This window comes from Streptomyces sp. McG3, assembly GCF_018619185.1.
In the GTDB taxonomy this organism is placed as follows: domain Bacteria; phylum Actinomycetota; class Actinomycetes; order Streptomycetales; family Streptomycetaceae; genus Streptomyces.
This window is the reverse complement of sequence record NZ_JAAXYC010000024.1, coordinates 1-20695: the sequence shown is the minus strand read 5'-3', so window position 1 is coordinate 20695 and position 20695 is coordinate 1. Positions and strand designations below refer to the sequence as shown.

The 20695-nt window shown below is 70.2% G+C and carries 21 protein-coding genes, 1 tRNA gene and 1 pseudogene; 7 read left to right on the top strand and 16 right to left on the bottom strand.

Annotated elements, in window-relative coordinates; translation table 11 throughout:
* Window positions 1–31: 31 nt before the first annotated feature.
* Both HET64_RS06535 and HET64_RS06530 read left to right on the top strand, forming a co-directional pair.
* The gene (locus tag HET64_RS06535; RefSeq protein WP_215103086.1) at window positions 32–2686 is read left to right on the top strand and encodes an AAA family ATPase; all 2655 of its coding nucleotides are present in this window, start codon (window positions 32–34) and stop codon (window positions 2684–2686) included.
* 50 nt (window positions 2687–2736) lie between these two features.
* A tRNA-Pro gene (locus HET64_RS06530) sits at window positions 2737–2810 on the top strand.
* 119 nt (window positions 2811–2929) lie between these two features.
* On the opposite strand, the pseudogene HET64_RS06525 reads toward HET64_RS06530, so the two are convergent.
* The 3 genes and pseudogenes from HET64_RS06525 to HET64_RS38800 form a co-directional block, all read right to left on the bottom strand.
* Window positions 2930–3124, bottom strand: a pseudogene (locus HET64_RS06525) (site-specific integrase); the annotation flags it as partial.
* A gap of 219 nt (window positions 3125–3343) precedes the next feature.
* Window positions 3344–4141 (bottom strand): NUDIX domain-containing protein, encoded by a 798-nt coding sequence (locus tag HET64_RS06520; protein WP_308369856.1) that lies wholly within the window; start codon window positions 4139–4141, stop codon window positions 3344–3346.
* A 210-nt stretch (window positions 4142–4351) separates the two neighbouring features.
* The gene (locus tag HET64_RS38800) at window positions 4352–4693 is read right to left on the bottom strand and encodes a M15 family metallopeptidase (protein WP_251144885.1); all 342 of its coding nucleotides are present in this window, start codon (window positions 4691–4693) and stop codon (window positions 4352–4354) included.
* A 182-nt stretch (window positions 4694–4875) separates the two neighbouring features.
* Between HET64_RS38800 and HET64_RS06510 the strand changes: the two genes are divergently transcribed.
* The 3 genes from HET64_RS06510 to HET64_RS06500 all read left to right on the top strand — a co-directional run bounded on the left by HET64_RS06510 (window position 4876) and on the right by HET64_RS06500 (window position 9932).
* The gene (locus HET64_RS06510; RefSeq protein WP_215103085.1) at window positions 4876–5202 is read left to right on the top strand and encodes a CU044_2847 family protein; all 327 of its coding nucleotides are present in this window, start codon (window positions 4876–4878) and stop codon (window positions 5200–5202) included.
* Window positions 5199–9497 (top strand): trypsin-like peptidase domain-containing protein, encoded by a 4299-nt coding sequence (locus HET64_RS06505; protein ID WP_215103084.1) that lies wholly within the window; start codon window positions 5199–5201, stop codon window positions 9495–9497. Before HET64_RS06510 ends, HET64_RS06505 begins: the two co-directional genes overlap by 4 nt.
* Before the next feature lie 141 nt (window positions 9498–9638).
* Window positions 9639–9932 carry a hypothetical protein gene (locus tag HET64_RS06500; protein ID WP_215103083.1) on the top strand — a complete coding sequence of 98 codons (294 nt, stop codon included), beginning with the start codon at window positions 9639–9641 and terminating at the stop codon, window positions 9930–9932.
* Between the two features lie 14 nt (window positions 9933–9946).
* Here the strand turns inward: HET64_RS06500 and HET64_RS06495 are convergent, their stop codons facing one another.
* From HET64_RS06495 to HET64_RS06475, 5 genes are all read right to left on the bottom strand, one after another.
* Window positions 9947–10219, bottom strand: a complete 273-nt coding sequence (locus HET64_RS06495) for a DUF6207 family protein (protein WP_215103082.1) — start codon at window positions 10217–10219, stop codon at window positions 9947–9949.
* A 49-nt stretch (window positions 10220–10268) separates the two neighbouring features.
* A complete protein-coding gene (locus HET64_RS06490; RefSeq protein ID WP_215103081.1) occupies window positions 10269–11078 on the bottom strand; it encodes an SAM-dependent methyltransferase in 810 nt (269 codons plus the stop codon).
* Window positions 11079–11167: 89 nt separating this feature from the next.
* Window positions 11168–12817, bottom strand: coding sequence for a SpoIIE family protein phosphatase (locus HET64_RS06485; RefSeq protein ID WP_215103080.1), 1650 nt, complete (start codon window positions 12815–12817; stop codon window positions 11168–11170).
* Window positions 12818–13197: 380 nt separating this feature from the next.
* Window positions 13198–13413 carry a hypothetical protein gene (locus tag HET64_RS06480; protein WP_215103079.1) on the bottom strand — a complete coding sequence of 72 codons (216 nt, stop codon included), beginning with the start codon at window positions 13411–13413 and terminating at the stop codon, window positions 13198–13200.
* Between the two features lie 593 nt (window positions 13414–14006).
* The gene (locus HET64_RS06475) at window positions 14007–14276 is read right to left on the bottom strand and encodes a barstar family protein (RefSeq protein ID WP_215103078.1); all 270 of its coding nucleotides are present in this window, start codon (window positions 14274–14276) and stop codon (window positions 14007–14009) included.
* Between the two features lie 105 nt (window positions 14277–14381).
* On the opposite strand from HET64_RS06475, the gene HET64_RS06470 reads away from it, so the two are divergent.
* Complete coding sequence (locus HET64_RS06470) at window positions 14382–14987, top strand: HD domain-containing protein (protein ID WP_251144884.1); 606 nt, start codon at window positions 14382–14384, stop codon at window positions 14985–14987.
* A 119-nt stretch (window positions 14988–15106) separates the two neighbouring features.
* On the opposite strand, the gene HET64_RS06465 is transcribed toward HET64_RS06470, so the two are convergent.
* The 3 genes from HET64_RS06465 to HET64_RS06455 all read right to left on the bottom strand — a co-directional run bounded on the left by HET64_RS06465 (window position 15107) and on the right by HET64_RS06455 (window position 17516).
* Window positions 15107–15883: an NAD(P)H-binding protein gene (locus HET64_RS06465; protein ID WP_215103077.1), complete on the bottom strand. Its 777-nt coding sequence runs from the start codon at window positions 15881–15883 to the stop codon at window positions 15107–15109.
* 921 nt (window positions 15884–16804) lie between these two features.
* Window positions 16805–17200 (bottom strand): multidrug efflux SMR transporter, encoded by a 396-nt coding sequence (locus tag HET64_RS06460; RefSeq protein ID WP_251144883.1) that lies wholly within the window; start codon window positions 17198–17200, stop codon window positions 16805–16807.
* 1 nt (window position 17201) lies between these two features.
* Entirely contained in the window at window positions 17202–17516 is a 315-nt protein-coding gene (locus tag HET64_RS06455) for a multidrug efflux SMR transporter (protein WP_215103076.1), read from the bottom strand.
* 83 nt (window positions 17517–17599) lie between these two features.
* On the opposite strand from HET64_RS06455, the gene HET64_RS06450 reads away from it, so the two are divergent.
* A complete protein-coding gene (locus HET64_RS06450) occupies window positions 17600–18196 on the top strand; it encodes a TetR/AcrR family transcriptional regulator (RefSeq protein WP_215103075.1) in 597 nt (198 codons plus the stop codon).
* A 201-nt stretch (window positions 18197–18397) separates the two neighbouring features.
* Here the strand turns inward: HET64_RS06450 and HET64_RS06445 are convergent, their stop codons facing one another.
* The 5 genes from HET64_RS06445 to HET64_RS06425 form a co-directional block, all read right to left on the bottom strand.
* Window positions 18398–18589, bottom strand: coding sequence for a hypothetical protein (locus tag HET64_RS06445; protein WP_215103074.1), 192 nt, complete (start codon window positions 18587–18589; stop codon window positions 18398–18400).
* 46 nt (window positions 18590–18635) lie between these two features.
* The gene (locus HET64_RS06440; protein ID WP_215103073.1) at window positions 18636–19172 is read right to left on the bottom strand and encodes a hypothetical protein; all 537 of its coding nucleotides are present in this window, start codon (window positions 19170–19172) and stop codon (window positions 18636–18638) included.
* Between the two features lie 68 nt (window positions 19173–19240).
* Window positions 19241–19633, bottom strand: coding sequence for a hypothetical protein (locus tag HET64_RS06435; protein ID WP_251144882.1), 393 nt, complete (start codon window positions 19631–19633; stop codon window positions 19241–19243).
* Window positions 19634–19736: 103 nt separating this feature from the next.
* On the bottom strand, window positions 19737–20141 hold the full coding sequence (locus tag HET64_RS06430; protein ID WP_215103071.1) for an SHOCT domain-containing protein: 405 nt from the start codon (window positions 20139–20141) through the stop codon (window positions 19737–19739).
* 102 nt (window positions 20142–20243) lie between these two features.
* A partial coding sequence (locus HET64_RS06425; protein WP_251144881.1) for an NUDIX hydrolase occupies window positions 20244–20695 on the bottom strand: 452 nt, incomplete at its 5' end.

Sequence of the window (20695 nt, the reverse complement as noted above, 5' to 3'; positions counted from 1 at the left end):
CGAGAAGACTGCCTCTGTGGGAAGGGTGGGCATGAAGCCGTCCCAGCCGTTGTACGAGCGTGAACCGGAACTCGCCGCCGCCGCGGAGGCGGTTGACGCCCTCTGCGGTGCGCAGGCCGTCGGCGGACTCCTGGTATTCAGCGGAGAGGCGGGGATCGGCAAGACCGCACTGCTCGCGGAGATCCGGCGGATGGCCGCCGACCGCTGCACCGTCTGGTCCGCCCGGGGAGGCGAGACCGTCACCTCCGTACCGTTCCACGTCGTACGGCAGTTGCTGCAGCCCGCACTGGATCAGTTCCCGCCCGACGAGACCCGTGCCCTGTTCGGCGACTGGTACGAGACGACCGCCCCGGCCCTGGGACTCGCCGAGCCGAGCGGGCCGCAGCCCGATCCGCAGGGTGTGCGCGACGGCCTGGACTTCGTCGTCGGCCGGCTCGCGTCCCGGCTCAGCCACCGGCCGTTACTGCTCATCGTGGACGACGCGCACTGGGCGGACGGTGAATCCCTGGCCTGGCTGGCCTCGTTCACCGCCCGCCTCGGTGAACTGCCGCTCCTGGTGGTGCAGGCCCACCGCCCGCAGGAGCTGGCCGAGCGCGACGCCAACTACATCGCCGACCGCGCGGCCGAGCGCGGCTTCGGCAGTGAGGGGACGGTGACCCGGGTCGCCCTGCGGGCCCTGACTCCGGACGCCACCGCCGTACTGGTCCGCGCGGGCCTCGGTGATCACGCCGACGACCCGTTCTGCCGTGAGGTGTGGGCCGTCACCGGAGGCAATCCGTACGAGGCGGTCGAACTGGTCGCCAAGGTCCAGGACCGCGAACTGCCGCCGGTGGAGGAATCCGCGGGCGAACTGCGCGAGCTCGGCGCGTCCGCCAGGGGCAGCGGCCTCGTCGCCCGCTTGGAGCGGCTCGGCACGAACGCCAACCGCTTCGCCTGGGCCGCCGCGGTGCTGGGTACCGACATCTCGCAGGAACTGGCCGCCACCCTCGCCGGAATGAGCTCGGCGGAGGCCGCCGACTGCACGGCCCGGCTGCGTGACGCCCGTATCGTCAGCGGTTTCGACCCGTTGGAGTTCGTCCACCCGCTGATCGCGACGGCGGTCTACCGCTCGATCCCGCCGGCCACCCGCACCGCCATGCACGGGCGCGCCGCCTGGGCGATCACCCGGGCCGGCCTGGGCGCCGCAGCGGCCTCCCGGCACCTGCTGGAGGTCCACCCGGACGACGACCAGGAACTGGTCGCGCAACTGCGGGAAGCCGCCGGCCAGCACCTCGCCGTCGGTGCGCCCGAAGCGGCCCGGCGCTGCCTGGAACGGGCGCTGGAAGAGCCGCCGCGCCCCAAGGACCGGGCGGTCCTCCTGTACGAGCTGGGCTGTGCGACGCTGCTGAGCTCGCCGCCCACCACGGTCCAGCACCTGCGCGCCGCCCTGGACATGCCGGGGCTCGACGACGGGCTGCGGGTCGACGCCACCTTCCGGCTCGCCGCCGCGCTCGCCCACAACAACCAGCTCAAGGACGCGGCGCTCTCGCTGGCCGCCGAGGCCGCGCGCACCGCACCCGGCTCCGGGCTGATGCGGCTGCAGGCCGCGCACTTCATGTGGGAGGGCATGCAGGCCACCGAGGACGATGGACCGGCCCGCTCCCGGCGGCTCGCCCGTAACGCCGACCACCTCAAGGGCCGCGACAACGCGGAGCGGGCGCTGCTCACGCTGCGGGCCTTCGACGCCATGGTGCGCGGTGAGAACGCCCAGCTCATCGTGGACCTGTGCGAACGCGCGCTGATCGACGGCAGTCCCGCCCGGGGGCTCGGCTGGACCGACTCCGAGTGGGGTTTCGAACTCCCCACCATGGTCGGTATCGCCTACACCTTCGTCGACCAGTTGGACCGTGCCGAGAGCCTCTTCGGCGAAGCGGTCCGGGCCTTCGAGATCTCCGGCTGGAGCGGAGCCCACCTGGCGTTCGCGCACACCCTGCTCGGCATGGTCCACCGCCGTCGCGGCCGTCTCGCGGAGGCCGAGGGCTTCCTGCGCGAGGGGCTCCGCCTCGCCGACCGCGTCGGTTCCGGACTCCCCGTCCACTGGGACGCGGCCTGCCTGCTCATCGACACCCTGCTGGCCCGCGGGCGCACCGAGGAGGCCCGCCGTATCGCCGACCGCTACGACTTCGGCCCGCCCTACCCCAGCGCCATGGTGCTGCCCGACGGTCCGTCCATGCGGGGCCGCCTGCTGCTGGCGGAGGGCCGCAGGGAGGACGCGATCGCGGAGCTCGAAGCGGCGGGCGCCGCTCTGGAGTCGCGCGAACGCTTCAACGGCGTCTGGGCTCCCTGGGCCGGCGACCTGGCGCGGGCCCTGGCCGATGACGACCCGGCCCGCGCGGCCCACCTCGCCGCCCGGAACCGCGTGCACGCCGAAAGATTCGGCACGCCCACCGCCATGGGGGAGGCGCTGCGCTGCGTCGCCCTCTTCGCGCCCCCGGAACGGTCCGCGCAACTGCTGGCCGAGGCGGTGGGACACCTGGAGAAGTCCCCCTCCGCCTACGAGCACGCTCTCGCCCGGGTCGACTACGGCATCGCGATCGGTTCGCACCGGGAGCTCGCCCGCGCCCAGAAGCAGGCGATGGCCTGCGGCGCCGAGGGGCTGGCCGCCCGCGCCCAACAGGCACGGGCGTCGATACGGTCCTCGGAGTGAGGTAATGTTTGTCCTGCGCGGTCAACCGGGGAAAACCGGCGGAAACGCGACGGGACGTGGCGCAGCTTGGTAGCGCACTTGACTGGGGGTCAAGGGGTCGCAGGTTCAAATCCTGTCGTCCCGACTGGAGACAGTCGTAGATCCAGGGCCGGTTTCGGAGTAATCCGAAACCGGCCCTGGATCATTTCTGGGGACCAGTTGGGGACCAGCTGGAGGTCCGGCGTCCTTGACCGGGTCTCCGGGTCAGCGGGTCATGACGATGGGGCTCGGCAGCGAGCGTGGTGCGCGCAGCGCGCTGAAGTGGGCCGAGAGCGCCGCTCCGGCGGCCGTGATCTTGTGGACGTCCGGGTGCAGGTAGCGCTGGGTGGTGGTCAGTGAACCGTGGCCGGCGATCCTGCGGAGGACGTGTACTCGGACCCCCGCGTCGGCGAACGGCGTGGTGGGCGGCTCCGGAACCGATGTCCAGGACGCGGCGGCCTTTGACGTCGCCAAGGGCTTCTGCACCCGAACCGGTCCCTTCCTCGGGCATCCAGCCGAGCCGGTAGGGGTCGGGAGGGGTGTAGCCACGGGCCAATTGGCGCCGGCCGTTGATCTGCCAGGCCCGAGTGTTGATGTCCTCTGCGAGCACGGTGCCTCCTGGGTGAGCGGTGAGAAACGTCAGGTGTGCGTGAACAGATAGGAGGGGCCCTCGCCATGGCGGGCTCGCTCGACGGCGTCGAGGCGGTCGAAGGCACGCGGAGCCATCAGCTCCTGCCAGGTCAGTAGGTCGTGGACAGCCCACATGTCGTGCTCGGCGGGATCGAGTCGGATCCGGCCGAGCTGGTCGGCGGTCAGCTGCCCTCCGTCGAAGATGAGCCCCACCTTGTTCAGCGGCAGTCGCGGCCCGGCGTGCAGGAAGTGCGTCAGGAGGAGCGTCGGAGTGTCCGGACCGAGTTCGATGCCCGTTTCCTCGACCGTCTCGCGCAGGGCGGTCTGTAGAGGATCCTCGCCGGGAGCGTCGAGGTCGCCGCCCGGGAACTGCCAGAGCCGCGAGCCGTAGACCGAGCGGAGCTGAATCGGCCGGTCGTGTTCGTCGCGGATGTACAGGCAGCCGTACACCGTGTGGTGGGGGACGGTCTGCGCGTACGCCTGGGGCGTCATCGGCATGGGGCGGCCGGGCCGGGCCGGGCGGTGATTGAAGGCGAGGGCGAGAACGCCGAGGGCTTCCCTGTCTGGCGGGTAGACGCTGCGGAGGACGGCGGGCAGCTCTCCGGGCGGCCCGTCCGGGTCGATGCGCGCAGGGTTCTCCGAGCTGAGCAGGTCCTCGAAGGAGCGGTAGGGGGTGATCCGCTGCACGACGACATCGAGTTCCCGCCCGGTGTCCCGATCCCGGAAGACAACCGTGTCACCGACCGCGACGACGCGCTTCCTCGGAGCGGCCACCATCACCTCGACCGTCTTGCGGCCTGCTTCCACTTGGCGGGGTGCTCGTGGGATTCGTCTCCGGCCGCCGGGCTCGGGACAGCTGGATTCGCTTGCTGGGTGTCGTCAGGCACGCATTCCTCCGTTCGATGTGGTTTGTCCGTTGCAGTCCTGGGATCACTACCGGGTCGGGGCGTGGTGGGCATGCTCCTGTGTTGCCGGATCCGTGCGGGCGGCGAGGAAGCGGACGAGGGTGTCGGCACGCTAACGAAGTTCGATTGCTCCGTAGAGCGCATGTGGCTCCCGCCGCATCAGCGCGTCGTACCGGTCCGCTGCCGGGAAGTGCCAGAACTCGGTCGCATGGTTGGTGAAACCTGCGTCCTCCATGGCGTTGAGCAGCAGCGTGCGGTGGTAGTACGCACGATCGCCGAGGTTCGGGGCGTGAGGGCTGGTCGTGACCGACTCCCCGCGCTGAGTACGCACCACAGTGAAGCGGTGCCGGTCTACTTGGCACCGGCCCGTTGAATTGGCCACGCGGCCTTGTTCGCCATGATTAGGCTGCTCATACTTGAACATCCGGACAAACACCGGGATGGGGATCACCATGGTGGCACCCAGAGGTAGTTGCGGTAGCCGGAGCCGGCGGCAGCGTGATGCACAGAATCGTGAACCGGGGGGCGGGCGCACCCGCAGGCCGCCGACGGCGGGGGCGGTACATGTCGGGCCCGAGAAGATCTGCTCAACTGCCGCAATTCGTAAGTGACCTGATGGTCCAGAGAGGTTGCCGCGTGTACCTGAGTGTGCCCTTCGAGGACGGCGAGGTCTTCGTCGTCGAGCTGCCCGATGACCAGGGGGCCGGGGTGATCCGGGCGAGCCGCGGCGACGGGCTCTTCGAGGCGTCCGCCGACACGTTCGAGTCGGGCATGGCGCGGGTCCAGCGGGTGGCCGCGACCATGCTGGAGCGGCTGGCGGATCTGCCACGCAGCCCTGATCACGTCCGTGCGGAGTTCGGGCTTCGGGTGACAGCCGAGGCGGGCCTGGTGGTGGCGAAGGGATCCGGAGACGCGCACATCAAGCTGGAACTGGAGTGGAGCCGGACCGAGGGCGGTACGTGACACCGGCAGCGGAGCCGGACCACGCGTGGGAGCGCGGAACGGCCCGGGTGCTGCACGGGGGCCGTCCGGTCGGGGTGGCGTTCCTGATCCCCGACCGGTTGCTGCTCACGTGCGCCCATGTCGTCGCCTCCACCGCCGACCTTCCGGAGGACGAGCCACTGCCCGAACTCTTCCCGGTCACCCTGGACTTCCCACTGCTGCCCGGGCACCCCGAGGTCTCGGCGACTGTGCACTTCAGCGTGCCGGTGGCCGACGACAGCAGCGGTGACGTCGCCGTCCTGCAGCTGACCGGCGAGCCCCCGCCGGGGGCCGTCCCTCTGCGGATCGTGGAGGCGGACGATCTGGCCGGGCACCGCTGGCGGGCCTTCGGGTTCCCGAAGTACTCGGGACGAGGTGGCACCAAGGACGCCGGAATCTGGACCCGCGGCACCATCGAGGGCCGCGAGGGTACTGGCTGGTGGCAGCTGACCTGCGACGAAAACGTACCGTTCTCGCTGGCCGGCGGCTTCAGCGGAGCGCCGGTGTGGGACGAGGAGTACGGCGGTGTCATCGGCGTCGTCGTCGCCGTCGAGGGGGACCAGCGGCGCCGGACGGGATACGCGCTCACCGTGGAGTCTCTCACCCGGGAATGGCCCCAGCTGCGCAGGAGGCTGCTGGCGGACAGCCCGTACCGGGAGCTGCTGCCGTTCACCGAGCACGACCGCGCCGTCTTCCACGGCCGTGGGAACGAGACGCAGCGGCTGCTCGAACTCCTCGACCAACAGCAGGTTCCCCTCCTGCCTGTGCTCGGGCCCTCCGGGGTCGGCAAGTCCTCGCTGGTCGGCGCCGGCCTGCTCGGGAGCCTCGACCACGACCGTTACGTGATCGCCCGCATCCCGCTGGGACTGCGCCTCACCGCCGAGGAACTGCTCGCCTGGGCCCTGGCCTCGGCAGGAGACGCGGACACCATGAGGGCCGACTGGTACGACCACTGGTCGGCGCTGGCCCGGCAACTCACCGACGAGCAGGGCATCCGTACCGCTGTGGAGCAGACGCTGGCCCGGCACAGAGGGCGGTCCCGGTTGTTGCTGGTGGCCGACCAGTTCGAGACGCTTCTCACCGATGCGCCGAGAACCGCCCGTCGGCTGGACGCCATGCTCGGGGTCTTGACGGACCGCCGCACCGACGGAAGCCGCCCCGCCCAGGCCGTGGTCGTCGTCCGGATCGACTTCCTTCGGCACATCGAGCAGCTGCCCCACCTTCGTACGGCATGGGACGCCACGTCGATGGTGGTGCAGCCGATGATGCGGAACCAGCTGACCCAGGTGATCACCGGACCGCTGGCGGGCCGCGCGGGGATCCGGTTCGCCGACGGCCTGGTCGAGCGGATACTGCGGGACGCTCCACCCGGTCCCGCGGCGCTGCCGATGCTGGAGTACGCCCTGAGCCGGCTGTGGGAGCGGCAGGAACGCGGCTGGCTGACCACCACCGCCTACCAGGAGCTCGGCGGTGTGCAGGGCGCCCTGGCGGGCGACGCGGATCAGAGGCTCTGGGCCTGGGCGGACAGGACCGAGCGACAAGCGCTGGAGCGGATCTTCATCCAGCTCGTACGTCCCGGAGAGGAACTCGACGCCGGAGAACGCGGCCCGGACACCCGCCGGGTCGCCGCCCGCACCGAGTTCTCCGAGGGCGACTGGGCGCTGATCCACCGGCTGGCCAGCACGCGGCTGGTCGTGGTGACGCGCCGCCCGACGGGCCGGGACACCGCTGAACTCGCGCACCAAGCACTGGTGGAGACCTGGCCGCGACTGCGACGCTGGATCGAGGAGAACCGGGAGTTCCGCAGCTGGCAGGAGGAGCTTCGCCGCTCGCTGCGGCTCTGGCACGAGCGGGGCCGCTCGCGCGACCTGGCCCTCGGCCGGGAGCAGATCGCCCGGGCCCGGAAGTGGCTCGGTGAACGCGGCGACGAGATCCCCGCCGAAGAAGCCGAGTTCGTGGCGGTCAGTGACCAGGTCCGACAACGCCGCGTCCGTCGGCGTCGCCTGGTCCTCGCGAGTTTCGCCGTGCTGACCGTGCTCGTTGTCGTCGCGGCGTCCCTGGCCACCCGCAGTGCCCGCGACAGCAGCGAGCAGCAGGCGCTGGCCGCCTCCCGGAGTCTGGCCGAGGAGAGCCGTCAGCAGGCAATCGCCGACCCCGCCCTGGCCGCTCGTCTCGCTCTGGCCGCCGATCGTGTCTCAGCGACTCCGCAGACCCGCGCCCGACTGCTGGCCGCGGTGTCCTCACCCTTGCGCGCCACTCTCGCGAGACACACGGCAGCGGTGGAGTCGGTCGCCTTCAGCCCGGACGGCAAGACGCTCGCGACCAGCGGCAACGACGGCACAGCCCGCCTGTGGGACGTGCAGGGACGTCGGCAGGTAGCGCAACTCGACAGTCGCAGCAGCCAAGTGCGCAACGTGGCGTTCAGCCCCGACGGCAGAACCCTCGTCACCAGCCACGACCGTTGGAAGGCCCGGGTGTGGGACGTCCGCACGCGCAAGCAGACCGCTCTCCTGACCGGCGCCGGGGACCCAGCGGTCTTCAGTCCGGATGGAGCCAGCATTGTCACCGGCGGCCAGCAGGGCGAGATCCTTATCTGGGACGCCCGTTCTCATCGGAAGACCGACGAACTCCAAGTCCACCCCCGCACCGACGGCGTGCAGCTCCACGGCCTCGCCTTCAGTCCGGACGGCGCGACGTTCGCCGTCACCTCCTCGGACGTCCGGGACAGAAAGAGCCAGGCGTCCGAGGTGCAACTCTGGGATGCGGTGGAGAGGAAGCGTCTCGCCACACTGACGGGACATACGGGTCAGGTGACTTCGCTGGCCTTCTCCCCGGACGGCGACACGCTGGCCACGGGCGCGAGCAATGCGACGACACAGCTGTGGGACGTGCGTACACGCCGCTCGACGGCCACGCTCACCGGCCACAACGGCTCCGTCTTCGCACTGGCCTTCAGCCCGGACGGCCGGACTCTGGCCAGCGGGGGACAGGACCGCACCGTGAGACTGTGGGACGTGCGGGGTCGCACGGCCGTGACTGTGCTGAACGGGCATGCGGGGTTGGTGGACGCACTCGCCTTCAGTCCGGACGGCGCGACGCTGGCCAGCGGATCCGAGGATGCCGCCGTTCGGCTGTGGGACATGAGAGCCGGGCGGCCACGCGCAAGCTTCGCCGGGCCAGGCGGTTCGGCACGCCCAGCGGACTACAGCCCCGACGGAAAGACGCTCGCCACCGGCGCCGGCGACGGGACGGTGTATCTGCACCATGTCGGCACGCAGCGGCCGGTGGGCCGCCTCACTGGACACACCGGCGAGGTGAACACGGTGCGGTTCAGCCCGGACGGCCGGTTCGTCGCCGCGAGCAGCAACGATGATGCGTCAGTCGTGCTGTGGGACGCACACAGCCACCGGCGCCTGGCCAGTCTCAAGGGTCACGACAGACCCGTGCAGCGCGTCCTCTTCAGCCCCGACGGCAAATACCTCGCCACCAGCAGTTACATCGACAGGACGACCCGCCTGTGGAGTGTGCGCACCCATGGGCAACTGGCGTCCTTCACCAGCGCGAGCCCGCTGATGGCCTTCAGCCCGGACGGCACGGTCCTCGCGACCGGCGGAGACGAGTTCTCCTCCGTACAGCTGTGGGACGCACGGACACACAAGCGCCTGGGTGCCCTGGACGGACTGACCGGCATGGTCAGCGACCTGGCCTTCAACCCGGACGGCGATCTCCTGGCAACGGCGAGCTGGGACGGCGAGCTACGGCTGTGGAACGTACGGGACCGCAGCCTCACCGCAACGCTCGCAGGGCACACCAACGCCGCACAGTCAGTAGCCTTCACCTCGGACGGGAGGACGCTCGCCAGCAGCGGCAGGGACACCACGGCAAGGCTGTGGGATGTACGAACCCACCGCCGCCTCGCTACCCTCAGCGGACACACTGGCGCCGTCTGGTCGGCCGTCTTCAGCCCCGACGGCCAGACCCTGGCGACCGTCGGCGACGACCGGACGATCAGGCTGTGGAACGTCGAGACCCATCAGCAACTGGCCCTGCTCACCGGGCACACCGGTGTCCTGCGCTCGGCAGTCTTCGCCCCGGACGGGGACACCCTCGCCACCAGCAGCGACGACGAGACCATACGGCTGTGGAACACCGACGCCTTCAACGACCTCGCCACCCTCAAGGACCAGGCCTGCGCCATCGCGGGCCGGTCTCTGACCGAGCGGGAATGGCACCGCTATGTGCCCGACGGGGTCGCCTACCAACGGATTTGTCCATGAAGCCACGGCCTCGGCCGCATCGACGTTCGACACCCCACCCGCGACCGGGACGTGAAGAAGACCGCTGCCTGGCGTGGATCCGGGATTCGGTGTCCCCGGCCCAGGGGTGTCCGGCGGATCTTGGGGTCGTAGGCTCGAACCATGATTGATCTCCAGGTCCGTAGCGAGGACGGCACCATCGCGGCTCGCGCCAAGCATGGAGTGGTCTGGGGGCCGGAGCTGGCCGAGCTCGACCAGTCGGTGTTTCCGATGCTGGGGCACCTGCTGCCGTACGCGGACACTGTTTTCAACAGCCGCCAGGTGACCACCCTGCTTGCGGAAGTACCGCGCCTGCCTCCGGGCGTGGTCACCGATGAGTTCGCGCGTGAGCTTCTGGACCTGGGCCGGACGGTTCTCGACGGACAGCACCTCTACCTGTGGTTCCTCGGGGACTGAGACAACAGGTCTGCTCAGGCCCGGAGCCACAGCCGGATCGCGCCGGTGGCGACATTTCCCTGGAAGACGTCGGCGCGTTGCAGCCCGTCCATCAGGGCGCGGGCGGTCTCCTCGTCGGCGGGGGGGATGCCGAGTACGACGAGCCCGGGCTCGCTGACGTGGCGGCCGGCGATGACGGAATCCGTATCCGGTCGACGCCGCCGCCGGTGCCGGTGCGCGGCCGGGTAGAAACAGGCCGGGTAAGTAGACCACGAAGACGGGCGCGGGCAGGAGGCAGTCAACGGCACGACCCAACAGACGGTCGCAGGTCGGGACGGCACGAACGCAGGAATCGTTTCAGGGCTTTCTGGCGACTGCCCCGTACATGGCGATGTCGCGGCCGTCGATGCCTTTCTGCTCAGGGCCGGGGCGCCAGGTGTGCACTTGGGTGACCCCCGGGTCCTGGAGATCCAGGCCGTCGAAGAGCGACGTGGCGGTCCGCAGATCTCGCAGGACGAAGGGCATGCCTTGCTGGCGGTACTCCTGGGCGACCCGGTTGACCTCCTCGGGCGCGAAGTCTGCGGTGCCGATGGTCATTGCCAGGTAGCTGCCGGAGGGCAGCGGGTCCAGCAGGCGTTGTACCAGGCGCTGGTCGTCCGGGGGCAGGATGAAGTGCATGATGCCGATCACCATGAGGCCGACGGGCCGGTTCAGGTCGATGAGATCCCGGAACTCGGGGCTGTCCAGGATGGCGTCGGGGTCGTGCATGTTCGCGTCCACGTAGGCGGTGGCGCCCTCGGGCGAACTCTGCAGGAGGGCGCGGGCGTGAGCGAGGACGATGGGGTCGTTGTCGACGTAGACCACGTGCGATTCCGGAGCCACCTCCTGCACGATCTCGTGCAGGTTCGGTGAGGTCGGAAGGCCGGTTCCGACGTCGAGGAACTGGCGGATGCCCCGTTCCTGTGCCAGGAAGCGCGCGATGCGGTGCATGAACCGGCGGTTCTCCAGCATGTGCACGGGGAGGGCGGGCCAGTGCCGGGCCATGGCGTCGCCCGCTTCCGCGTCCACGGGGTAGTGGTCCTTGCCACCCAGGATGTAGTCGTACACCCGTGCGGAGTGGGCCCGTGTGGTTGCCAGTCCGCCCTGACGGTCGTTCGGCGTGTTCATACAGAGCCTCTTTCGTCCGGGGACGGGCCTTCTCGACGGTATAGAGGCCCTGTTCCGGGCGCAAACGATGAGATGTTCGATACGGGCGGTCATGAGTCCGGCCGGGCTTGGAGGGCGATGATGGCGATGTCGTCCCGGCGGTGGTGAAGAGGTGGGAGAAGGCCGCGGACCAGGGAGGGCAGCGGCGGGCCCCGGCGGGCCAGCGCATCGGAGCGTTCACGCAGCCGCCGGAGGTTGTCTCCGATGTCCGTGTCCGGCGTCTCCACCAGCCCGTCGGTGTAGAACACCAGGGTGTCGCCCTCACGCAGGTCTGCGTCGAGGGTGGCGCGGGTGAGGCTGTCGGTGACGCACAGGGGCGGGTCCGGGGCCGTGAGGCCGTGCAGATACCGCGACGGCGCGTCCGCCGGGATCAGTAGGGGCGGCGGGTGCCCGGCGTTGGACAGGGCGATGTGCCAGCCGCCGTGTGTCTGGCGGCGCAGGACCGCGTGAACCGCCGTGACCATCGATGGACTGTCGAGCGCCTGCACGATGCGGTCGAGACGGCTCAGGGTGACAGCGGGACTGGCGGCCGGTCCGCTGTCGTACGCGAGCCCTCTCAGGATGCTGTTGACCCGCGCCATCGCCATGGCCGCGTCGAGGTCGTGCCCCGCGATATCGCCGATGGACAGGGCGAGGGCGTCGGCGGAGAGCCGGACGGCGTCGTACCAGTCCCCGCCGACCTCCGCCGCAGAGTCCGCCGGATGGTAGAGCGCGGTGATCGTGAGACCGTCGATGGCCGGCGGGGCCGCCAGGAACGACTGCTGCAGTGCGAGCGCCTTGCCGCGGATGTTCTGCAACTCCATCGTCCGGCGCAGCGGCCCGCTCATCTGCTGGAAGACGTCCCGCAGCAGCGAGAGGTCGGCCTCGTCCGGGGGCGGGTTGCCCCGGCAGGTCGCGATCGTCGCCAGCGCGACGGTCCGGCCGTCCACCACCACGGGCACCAACGCCACTCCAGTCGCCCCGGCCTCCCGCAGCCACCGCACGGAAGCGTCCGAAAGCCCGTCCCCGGGAGGCCCTTCGGGGGGGAAGACCACCAGCCGAGCCTCCTGGCTCTCGATCGCCCGCCGGGCGACCGGACCCAGCACGAAATCGGCGTCCAGCCGGGGGAGGGAAGGCAGCCCGGGGGCGAGCCCCACACGCTCCGGCGACGTTGCGGCCGGTGCGTCGGCGGGCCGCACACCGGCCTCGACGCCGTCCACGACACGGAAGATGGCCACAGCATCAGCGAGCTCGGGCACAACAGCCGCCGCCGTCGTCAGAAAGGCTTCCGAAAGATCGCGGGCCGCGGGCACCGCCGCCATACGCGCCAGCAACTTCTCCCGCATACGGGCGCGCCAGTGCTCCTCCGCGTCGCTGGCCGTCCCGACAAACTCCAGCTCACCGTCCTCGTCGACAACAGGCGCAGCGATGATCTTGACATGGCGGAAGCGATCGACCGCGCCGTCGAGCCGCACCCTGACGATCGTGTCGAGAGGGGACCGCTGCCGCGTGGCCCTGCGCCACGCCCGCTGGAACCAGTCCCGGTCCTTGGGATGCACGGCATCCATCCACGAGGTATCAGTGCCAGGAGTCCACAGCTTCTCTGCGATCCCGCCCCCGGACAACACGGTGACGACACCGCTGGGCGACATCACCCACAATGACTGCGGCACGGCCCCCATGAGCGCCTGGTACCGCATGAGGAGACGCTCCTCATTCACGGCCGTTCCCTCCGCCGCCGGGCCGGCGAGCCCGAGGACCAGGCCGACGGCATGGCACCGCCTGCGGCCGCCTCCGACCGCATTCGCCCGCCCCACTCTCCAGAAGGCGCCAGTGGATCATCACCACTCATGCTCCGATGATCCCTCGCATCCCGCACATCAGCACACCCAGACGCTCCGCGCGACCACCGAGCCTCCAGCGGCCGACGGCGCCGCGGTACGTACCGTCGGCCGCGGAGTGCGCTCGCGGGGGCCAGGCAGCCGGAAGCGAGGACACGCCCCCGAGTGCGACCGGGGGCTTCCTCAGAAGGGCACTGCGTGCGGGCTCTGGGGACACAGCCTGACTACGGGACGCCCTTTGGGCCGTGCCAGACCGACTGTCACCGTCGGGACGCGAGGTGCAGGACGGGTGTGTGGTCCGGGGAGACGACGAGCCGGCCGATGGACAACTTCTCCTCGGCGTAGCCGAAGCTCATGGCCGCGGCGAGCGCCTCCCACCGCGCCTGCTCTGTCCCTGGCTCCGCGCGATGCGTGTCAACCACACCTACGGCCGCGGCGGCGCCCTGGCCCACCTCGCCGCCTACGACGTCCACCACGCGCAGGTGTTCGGCCGCAACGAGCCGCGCACCGGCATCGACCCGTTCATGAACCCGGTCACCCAGGTCATGACCCAAGAGCCGTACGCCAGTGTGCCCGTGCGACCTGTGTACGCGCGGCTGGAATGTGCACGGCATCGGAGACCGCCGCGATCTCGCGCAGCAAGTCGCAGACACCGCGCACTTCACCAACTGTCCACCCCGTGTGTGCGCACGCTGACGCGCCACACGCACGACGAGGTTGACGCGGGCCGGAGTTCGCCCTCCAGAACGCGAGGCAAGGAACGTGGGCTGGACCACTTCGAGGGCCGCACCTGGCGCGGCCGTCGTCGGGGATGCCTGCCCTATGGCAACGGCCCGGCTCGCCCGTTGCCCTGCCGCCAGCTCACCTCGGTGAACTGGCCCGTGGCAGCAGCATCGACCGCGTGGAGGGAAAAGCGCGCGGAGCCGCCCGGTAGCGAGGAAGCGTCGGCGGGCCGGTGTCCTGCCCACTTCCACCGTCCTGGTGGAATGGCCCGCCGGGGTGGATGTGCCGACGCACCTGCGCCACCTGCGGCCGAGATCTGCCAGTACGGACGGGCAATCGTCACCGGCTACAGGTACTCCACCCGAAGACCCGGCCGATGGAGGTCGCGGTAACGATCAAGGCAATCGGTCAGCATCTTGGCCCCGCCCGGCACACGCTCGGCCAACAGCTCCCAACCCGCGAAACGCACGTGTTCAGGGACGAGAACGAGGCCGCTGACGGCGTCCCAGAAGGCACTCCAGTTCCGGCCGTAGAAGTCCGGAAAGTCGAACTCGCGCTGAAGCAGCCGATGCAGTTCGTCCTCGTTCGCGACCGAAGCTACGTCGATGGTCACCATGACCGCATCTTAGGCACCAGCCGCGTCCTCGAAGACGGCAGACCCAACGAAGCACTACTACGCTGCACATCGCGAAATCACGTTCGGTTGCAAGGGGGCAGGCAGATGTTGATCGAGGTTGCGGGAGTGCGCGTACCTGTGGGGCGGGCGGCAGAGGCAGCGCGACTGGTATGTGAGGAATACGCTGATGACGCGTTGTACCACCACTCTGTGCGGTCGTACTTCTTCGGTGCGGCCTGGGCGGAGACACGTGGCCTCGCCTTCGACCGGGAGCTGTTCTTCGTCTCGGCGTTGCTGCACGACTTGGCTCTCACTCCGCCTTTCGACAGCCACACGCTGTCGTTCGAGGAGGCTGGTGGCCACTTGGCGCGGCTCTTCACGGCCGGTCTTGGTTGGCCGACCGAGAGGCGCCATCGGGCGGCCGAGCTGATCGTGCTCCATATGCGGGACGACGTTGCGCCGGAAACAGACGTGGAGAGTCGGCTGTTGCAGGTGGGGACCAGCGCGGATGTCTCCGGGTCGGGGCTGGAAGCCTTCGACGCGTCGTTCAGGGACGCGCTCGTCGAGGCATATCCCCGACGGGGCTTTGCCAAGTCCTTCGTGCACCTGTTCCAGGGCCAGGCGGAGCGGAAGCCAGGATGCGCGGCGGCGGAGTTGGTAGCGGGAGGGTGGTCGGAACGGGCCATGTCGAACCCGCTCGATCAGGGCTGAGTCCGCAGGAGCTGGAGATCGGCGACGAGCACCTGGCCGAGGGTGAGACCCGCTCCTTCGACGCAGGCAAGGAGATGTACCGGCACTGCGCCCTGGCCCTGGGGCGGCGAGGAATGGTTCTAAGCGGGCGGGCAGGGCCCGTGGCAACCACCTGCGAAGTGGCTACTCCGGCCGCCCGCTTCCGGTCCGTCGACATGACGTGATTGCTCTCTGCGGGGCGTAGGAAGGTGGGCGGGCGAACGGCGGCAGGCGGCGGCGACGGCTTCGTCGATCGGTGTGGTGCCGGAGATGAGCTCCAGGGTCCGGCCCGCCGTCGCCGTTGCCACGACCAGCGCGGCGAGGACAGCGGCTACGTCCGCGCGGTCCACCTGACCGGGGCCAGTTCTCTCGGCGAGGCGGATCAGGCCGGTGCCCGGTCCGTCCCGGAAGTAGCTGGGGCGCAGAATCGTGCAGTCCAAGGCTGAGCGGGACGCGAGGTCCTTGTCGACCTCGCCCTTCCCTCGCATGAAGGCCTGGATCTCAGGATCGGCCGGGTACTTCATCGCAGGGTCGGCACCCAGGGCGGACAGCATGAGGTAGCGGCGCACACCGGCGAGCTCGGCGGCGTCCGCGACGGTGAGGGGAGCGTCGCGGTCGACCGGGTGCGCCCGGGTGCTGCCTCCCCGCCCGATGCCGCCGGCGAAGGCGACAGCGTCTGCTCCGGTCAGGGCTGTGGCGAGTTGCCACGGTGTGGCGGTGGTCAGGTCCAGGAGGAGAGGTTGAGAGCCTGCCGCTCGGAGGGCGCCGGACTGTCCCGAACGGCGGATGATGCCGGAGATCCGGTGCCCTCGGGCCGCGAGCAGACGTGTGAGCTTGAGCGCGACGCGGCCGTGGCCGCCAGCAATGACGATATGCACTTCACCTCCCTGCCCAATCCCGCTGGCGCTCCTGCACGTCTTTCAGTCTCGGAACGCATGTGCGGGCGGCACCCTCTGCCCCTGGTCCTTCACCGTTCGGCGAAGGTGGCCGAGCAGCCCTGGCACATCAACGTGCGCGAACCACTGCGCGGCAGGGAACGAGGAAGGCGAGCTCTCCTCCCGCTTCCCCGCGACCGCCGTCGGCGGCAAAGGTGGGGCCGTCTCCTTGAGTCGGCTGGCTCGTACTCGACGACGGGCGTGGTGCACGGTTCGGCGAGTTCCAGGAGGGCTGCCTGCTCGGTCTCGTCCGCGCTCAGGTCCCAGCGGAGTTTCGTCGCGGTCCGGTCGACGAGGTAGGTGCATGCCGTGGATTCGGAGGCCGGCATCCCTCGGGCGTGATATCGCCAGGCCGTCGACCTGTGATCTGGCAAAGGCGGGAGGCTTCGCGTTCCGTACCTTCATGCTGAAACGCTGAGCCCTCCCCGGGACCGAGGGTCTGTCCGGCGGAATCCGCCGGACAGACCCTCCACGCAGCCACCGAATCGCGATGAGTCCGGGGAAAACCGACCGTGCCGCCTGCGGAGGTCGCGCGTCCGCCCCTTTCAACGGCGTCGGAGATCCGCTCACAGAACCCGGATCACCAGCCGTTGCGGGCGACCCCATCCGCGCCCGGCGCCGACGGGGGCGACGATCGGGGACGTCGGGCCGCGCGATCCACGGGCGTCTCCCGGGGCTGTCGGGCGACGGCGGTGCGGAATCCGTCGCCGAAGCGGTGGTCGAGGGCGTGGGCGAGTAGGGTCGCAGGTTCACATCCTGTCGTCCCGACTGGAGACAGTCGTAGATCCAGGGCAGCGCGTACGTCGGCGACCTTCGCCGACGCGACGACCGGGCGGTGCCCGCCCTGGTCGCCCGGGACGGATCTCAAGGGGTCTGGTTCGGTGTCGCGGCGCTGTCGGGTTGGTCTTCCGTGCCACGGGGGCGGGGGTTCTTGCCGGTCGGGCTCGGCTTGGACAGCTTGAGTCCGGCGATGCAGCCGATGATGCCGATCAGGAACAGCACCTTGAGCGTGCTCGCCGCCTCGCCTCCGGTGGACATGGCCCAGGCCACAGTGAGGGCGGCACCGGTGCCGGTCCACACGGCATAGGCGACGCCGATGGGGATGTGCTTCGCCGCGAGCGACAGGCCGATCATGCTCAGGACCAACGCGATGAAGAACACCACGCTCGCGACGGGCTTGGAGAGACCGTCGCTGGCGCCGAGCGCGGTGGCCCAGACGGCCTCCAGCACGGCACTGATGAAGAGAATCAACCAGGGCATGTCAGCTCACCGCTTTCAGTCCGACGACGAAGCCGATCAGGCCGGCCAGCAGGGCCGCGCGCAGGGGTGTCAGCCTCTCCTGGCCCCGCGCGGCGGCGATCAGGACGGTCAGGACGGCACCGATACCGACCCACACCGCGTAAGCGGTGCCGGTGGGCAACGAGGTCATCGCATAGGCCAGGCCCGCCATGCTCAGCGTCATGGCGACGGCGAAGACAGCGGTCGGCACGAGCCGCCGGAATCCCTGGGACATCCCCAGGGCGGTGGCCCAGACAGCCTCCAGCACAGCGGAGGCGATCAAGACGATCCACGCCATGTGCAGTTCCTCTCCATGTTTTCGTACGACTGTGCCAAAAACTACGGTAGCACGTAGTCGCACAGTCGTGCGACAATGGCGTCATGCCTCGTGTGATCGACACCGATGAACGCAACCGCCGGGTTGCGGAAGCGGCGTGGAGAGTTCTGGTGCGTGAGGGCATCCCGGCGCTGTCGGTGCGCAAGGTCGCTGCCGAGGCGGGGCTGCCGCCGAGCTCGCTGCGCTACACCTTCCCGACGCAGGCCAGCTTGCGGATCAGGGCGTACGACATGGTGGTCGAGCGCCTGGCCGACCGGGTCGCCGCCATTGCGCCGGGCGCCGATTGGGCGCGGGCTGTACTGCTGGAACTACTGCCCCTCGATGAGCCCCGGCGCTTGGAGATGGAGATCACCGTGGTCCTCGGCACGGCGGCGATGGCGGACGGCGACCTGCGTGCGACGCACCGCAGGGCGCACCAAGCCGTGAGGGACCTCTGCGAACGGGTGGTACGCGTCCTGGGGGTGGGCCCGGAGGACGTCCGGGTCGAGACGGAGCGCCTGCACGCGATGGTGGACGGGCTTGCTCTGCACATGATCCGGCAGGGCGAGGGCACGGACTGGGCCGTACGGGTGGTCGACACCCACCTGGCGAGTCTGAAGCGGGCCCCATCGCATCAGGTGCTGCCACCGGCGTTCGGGTAGCGTCCGCGCCGGGTCGGGAGGGGGGCGTCGGTTCGTAACCGAGCGGCCGGTGGAACTCGTCGAGGTCATGGGCCAAGGGGTCGTAGTCTCAGATCCTGTCGTCCCGAACCGGCCCTGAGCCCATCCGGGGACCGACGTCGGCATCGCTCCCCAACGGAATGCGTAGTAGAGGGAGTTCCGCGCGGTGTCCGGCAGGCCGAGTCACGTCGCACCGCGCGCCGGTCCGCGCTCACGCACCGGCGCGGCGGACCGCGCGGTCCGGGCCCCGCCCGCCGCCCGTGTCGCGGCGAAGACCCGGTCGGTGCCCGAGGCGGTCACGTAGGTGATCCTCGTGGTGTCCGTCTCGTCCCCGGTGATGCCGGGGGCGGTCGCGGGCTGTCCGCCGGCGTACACGGTCGCGTGGGCCGCAGGGGCGACCGTGCCCCTGCGGCCCGCCCGGTCAGCCGCCCGGAACGCCGGCCTCCGGAGCGCGCACGACCGGGCACAGCCGCTGGGTGGAGAGGCGCCGCAGCGCCGCTTCCGCGAGCAGCGCGACGGACGCGACCGCGAACAGCGGCTGCAGGGGAGCCCAGTAGCTCAGCGCTCCGGACGACCCGAGGAGGACGAGCACGAGCTTGTTGCACACGGGGCAGCCCACGGCGAAGAACGACAGCACCCCGCCGAGAGCCCCCATACGGCCGTCCCGGACGGTCCCGGGAGGTTGCGCGGACGGCGATGCGGCCGGAGATGCGGCCGACGGGCGGACGTACGTGCTCAGCACGAGTCCGGCCAGGACGGCGGTGAGGGCGAGGGCGGGATAGTTCCACCACTGCACGGGGACCGAGCGGCCGAACAGGGGGGTGGGCACCACATCGGTGGGTACGCCGACGGCGACGGCCGTGGCCAGGGCGCCGAGCCCCGCCACCAGCCACTGCCCGGCCTGCCACGCGCGCAGCGCCTCGCCCGCCCGGCTGAAGGAGCGCCGGGAAGAGGACATGAGGAAATCTCCGTTTCCGGATGGAAGAGATCAAGGAAGAGATCGAGGACGCGACCGCGAGGGCCGGCCTACATCCGGAGAACGGAGAAGGCGGTGACGGGATGAGGTGGCGCGGGGCCGCCGCGGCAGAACGAGGCACCCGTACCGGCCGCCGGTACGGGGCCGTCCGTCCACTGCGGCGAACCGGCCGCCGGGAGGGCCCCAGCAGCGGCGTCGGAGCGCGGCGCGACGCTCTCGGCGACCGCCGTTTTCCTGTCGCACGGAGTGGATCCCTCGTCGGCCGAGGGCTGCACGGCGGCAGCCGAGGCCGCCTGCGATACCGAGATCGAGCCGGAAGGGGGCACGTCCTGCGGCGAGGAGGACCGGCCGAGCAGGCAGAGCAGGCCGACCGCGGCCACCAGGAGCGCGAGCAGACCGCGCTGCGCGACGGTGGCCGCCGCGGGGGTCGTCGCTCGCCTCATGTACGCCTGCTCCTCCTGGAAGGTCACCCCACGATAGAACACGTGGAAGAACACGCGAACGGGGCTCCGGCCCTCGGCCTCGTGCCAGGGCCGGAGCCCTGCGTCAGGCGAGCAGCTTCGCCTTCGCCCGCTCGTACTCCTCGGGGTTGAGCGCGCCCTTGTCCTTGAGTTCGGCGAGCTTCGCCAGATCCTTCACATGGTCGCTGCCGCCGGATCCGCCCTGGCTCGTGGCCGCTTCGCGCACGTAGTTGCGGAACGCCGCCTCCGAGTCCTTGGCCAGCTTCTCGTCGCGTTCGTGCATGCTGCGACCGCGGACGATCAGGTAGATCAGTACGCCCAGGTACGGCAGCAGGATGACGAGGACCAGCCAGCCCGCCTTGGCCCAGCCGTTCAGCGAGTGGTCCCGGAAGAGGTCGGTGACGACCTTGAACAGCAGGAAGAACCACATGACCCAGAGGAACAGGTACAGCATGGTCAGAAAGACTTCCAGGAGCGGGTAATCGTCCATGGGCCTACTCCCTGTCGCACGGATGGTCCCTTATTCATACATTGGGGCCGATTGGTCCGCATCTGTGGAGCAGGGCAGCGCGCGAGCGGAGAGAGCGGTGCGTCAGGCGCGGTTCTCGTCCCGGGCGATCCGCAGCACATGCGCGGGCGGGTGGGTGATGCCCAGATCCGGTCGCCAGGCCGCGAGGATCTGTGCCGACGGATCGAACAGCGGGGCCGGCAGTTCCTCGGGCGCGGTCCACCGCCAGGCGCTGATCAGGTGCGGCTCGGTCACCTCGGGGACACCGGAGGCGAGCCGCACGACGGCCGCCATGCTGACGCGGTTGATCCCGCCGATCACGTCGTGGACCATCGCGACGACGTCCACGGCCGCCTCGTCGACCACCAGACCCGTCTCCTCGCGCAGCTCCCGGGCGGCCGCCGCGGCGATCGACTCGTGCGTCGCGTCGACCTTCCCGCCCGGCAGCTCCCACGTACCGCTGTGGTGCCGGCCCAGCAGTACGCGTCCCCGGCCGTCCTCGACGATCACGCCGACCCCGAGGGCCGCCTGTGCCG

Bases quoted from the DNA above. Each gene is read 5' to 3' on its own strand.
- HET64_RS06535 (WP_215103086.1), top strand. From the start codon at position 32: ATGAAGCCGTCCCAGCCGTTGTACGAGCGTGAACCGGAACTCGCCGCC.
- HET64_RS38800 (WP_251144885.1), bottom strand. From the start codon at position 4,693: ATGGTGATCCCCATCCCGGTGTTTGTCCGGATGTTCAAGTATGAGCAG.
- HET64_RS06500 (WP_215103083.1), top strand. From the start codon at position 9,639: ATGATTGATCTCCAGGTCCGTAGCGAGGACGGCACCATCGCGGCTCGC.
- HET64_RS06490 (WP_215103081.1), bottom strand. From the start codon at position 11,078: ATGAACACGCCGAACGACCGTCAGGGCGGACTGGCAACCACACGGGCC.
- HET64_RS06475 (WP_215103078.1), bottom strand. From the start codon at position 14,276: ATGGTGACCATCGACGTAGCTTCGGTCGCGAACGAGGACGAACTGCAT.
- HET64_RS06470 (WP_251144884.1), top strand. From the start codon at position 14,382: ATGTTGATCGAGGTTGCGGGAGTGCGCGTACCTGTGGGGCGGGCGGCA.
- HET64_RS06460 (WP_251144883.1), bottom strand. From the start codon at position 17,200: ATGCCCTGGTTGATTCTCTTCATCAGTGCCGTGCTGGAGGCCGTCTGG.
- HET64_RS06455 (WP_215103076.1), bottom strand. From the start codon at position 17,516: ATGGCGTGGATCGTCTTGATCGCCTCCGCTGTGCTGGAGGCTGTCTGG.
- HET64_RS06450 (WP_215103075.1), top strand. From the start codon at position 17,600: ATGCCTCGTGTGATCGACACCGATGAACGCAACCGCCGGGTTGCGGAA.
- HET64_RS06440 (WP_215103073.1), bottom strand. From the start codon at position 19,172: ATGTCCTCTTCCCGGCGCTCCTTCAGCCGGGCGGGCGAGGCGCTGCGC.
- HET64_RS06435 (WP_251144882.1), bottom strand. From the start codon at position 19,633: ATGAGGCGAGCGACGACCCCCGCGGCGGCCACCGTCGCGCAGCGCGGT.
- HET64_RS06430 (WP_215103071.1), bottom strand. From the start codon at position 20,141: ATGGACGATTACCCGCTCCTGGAAGTCTTTCTGACCATGCTGTACCTG.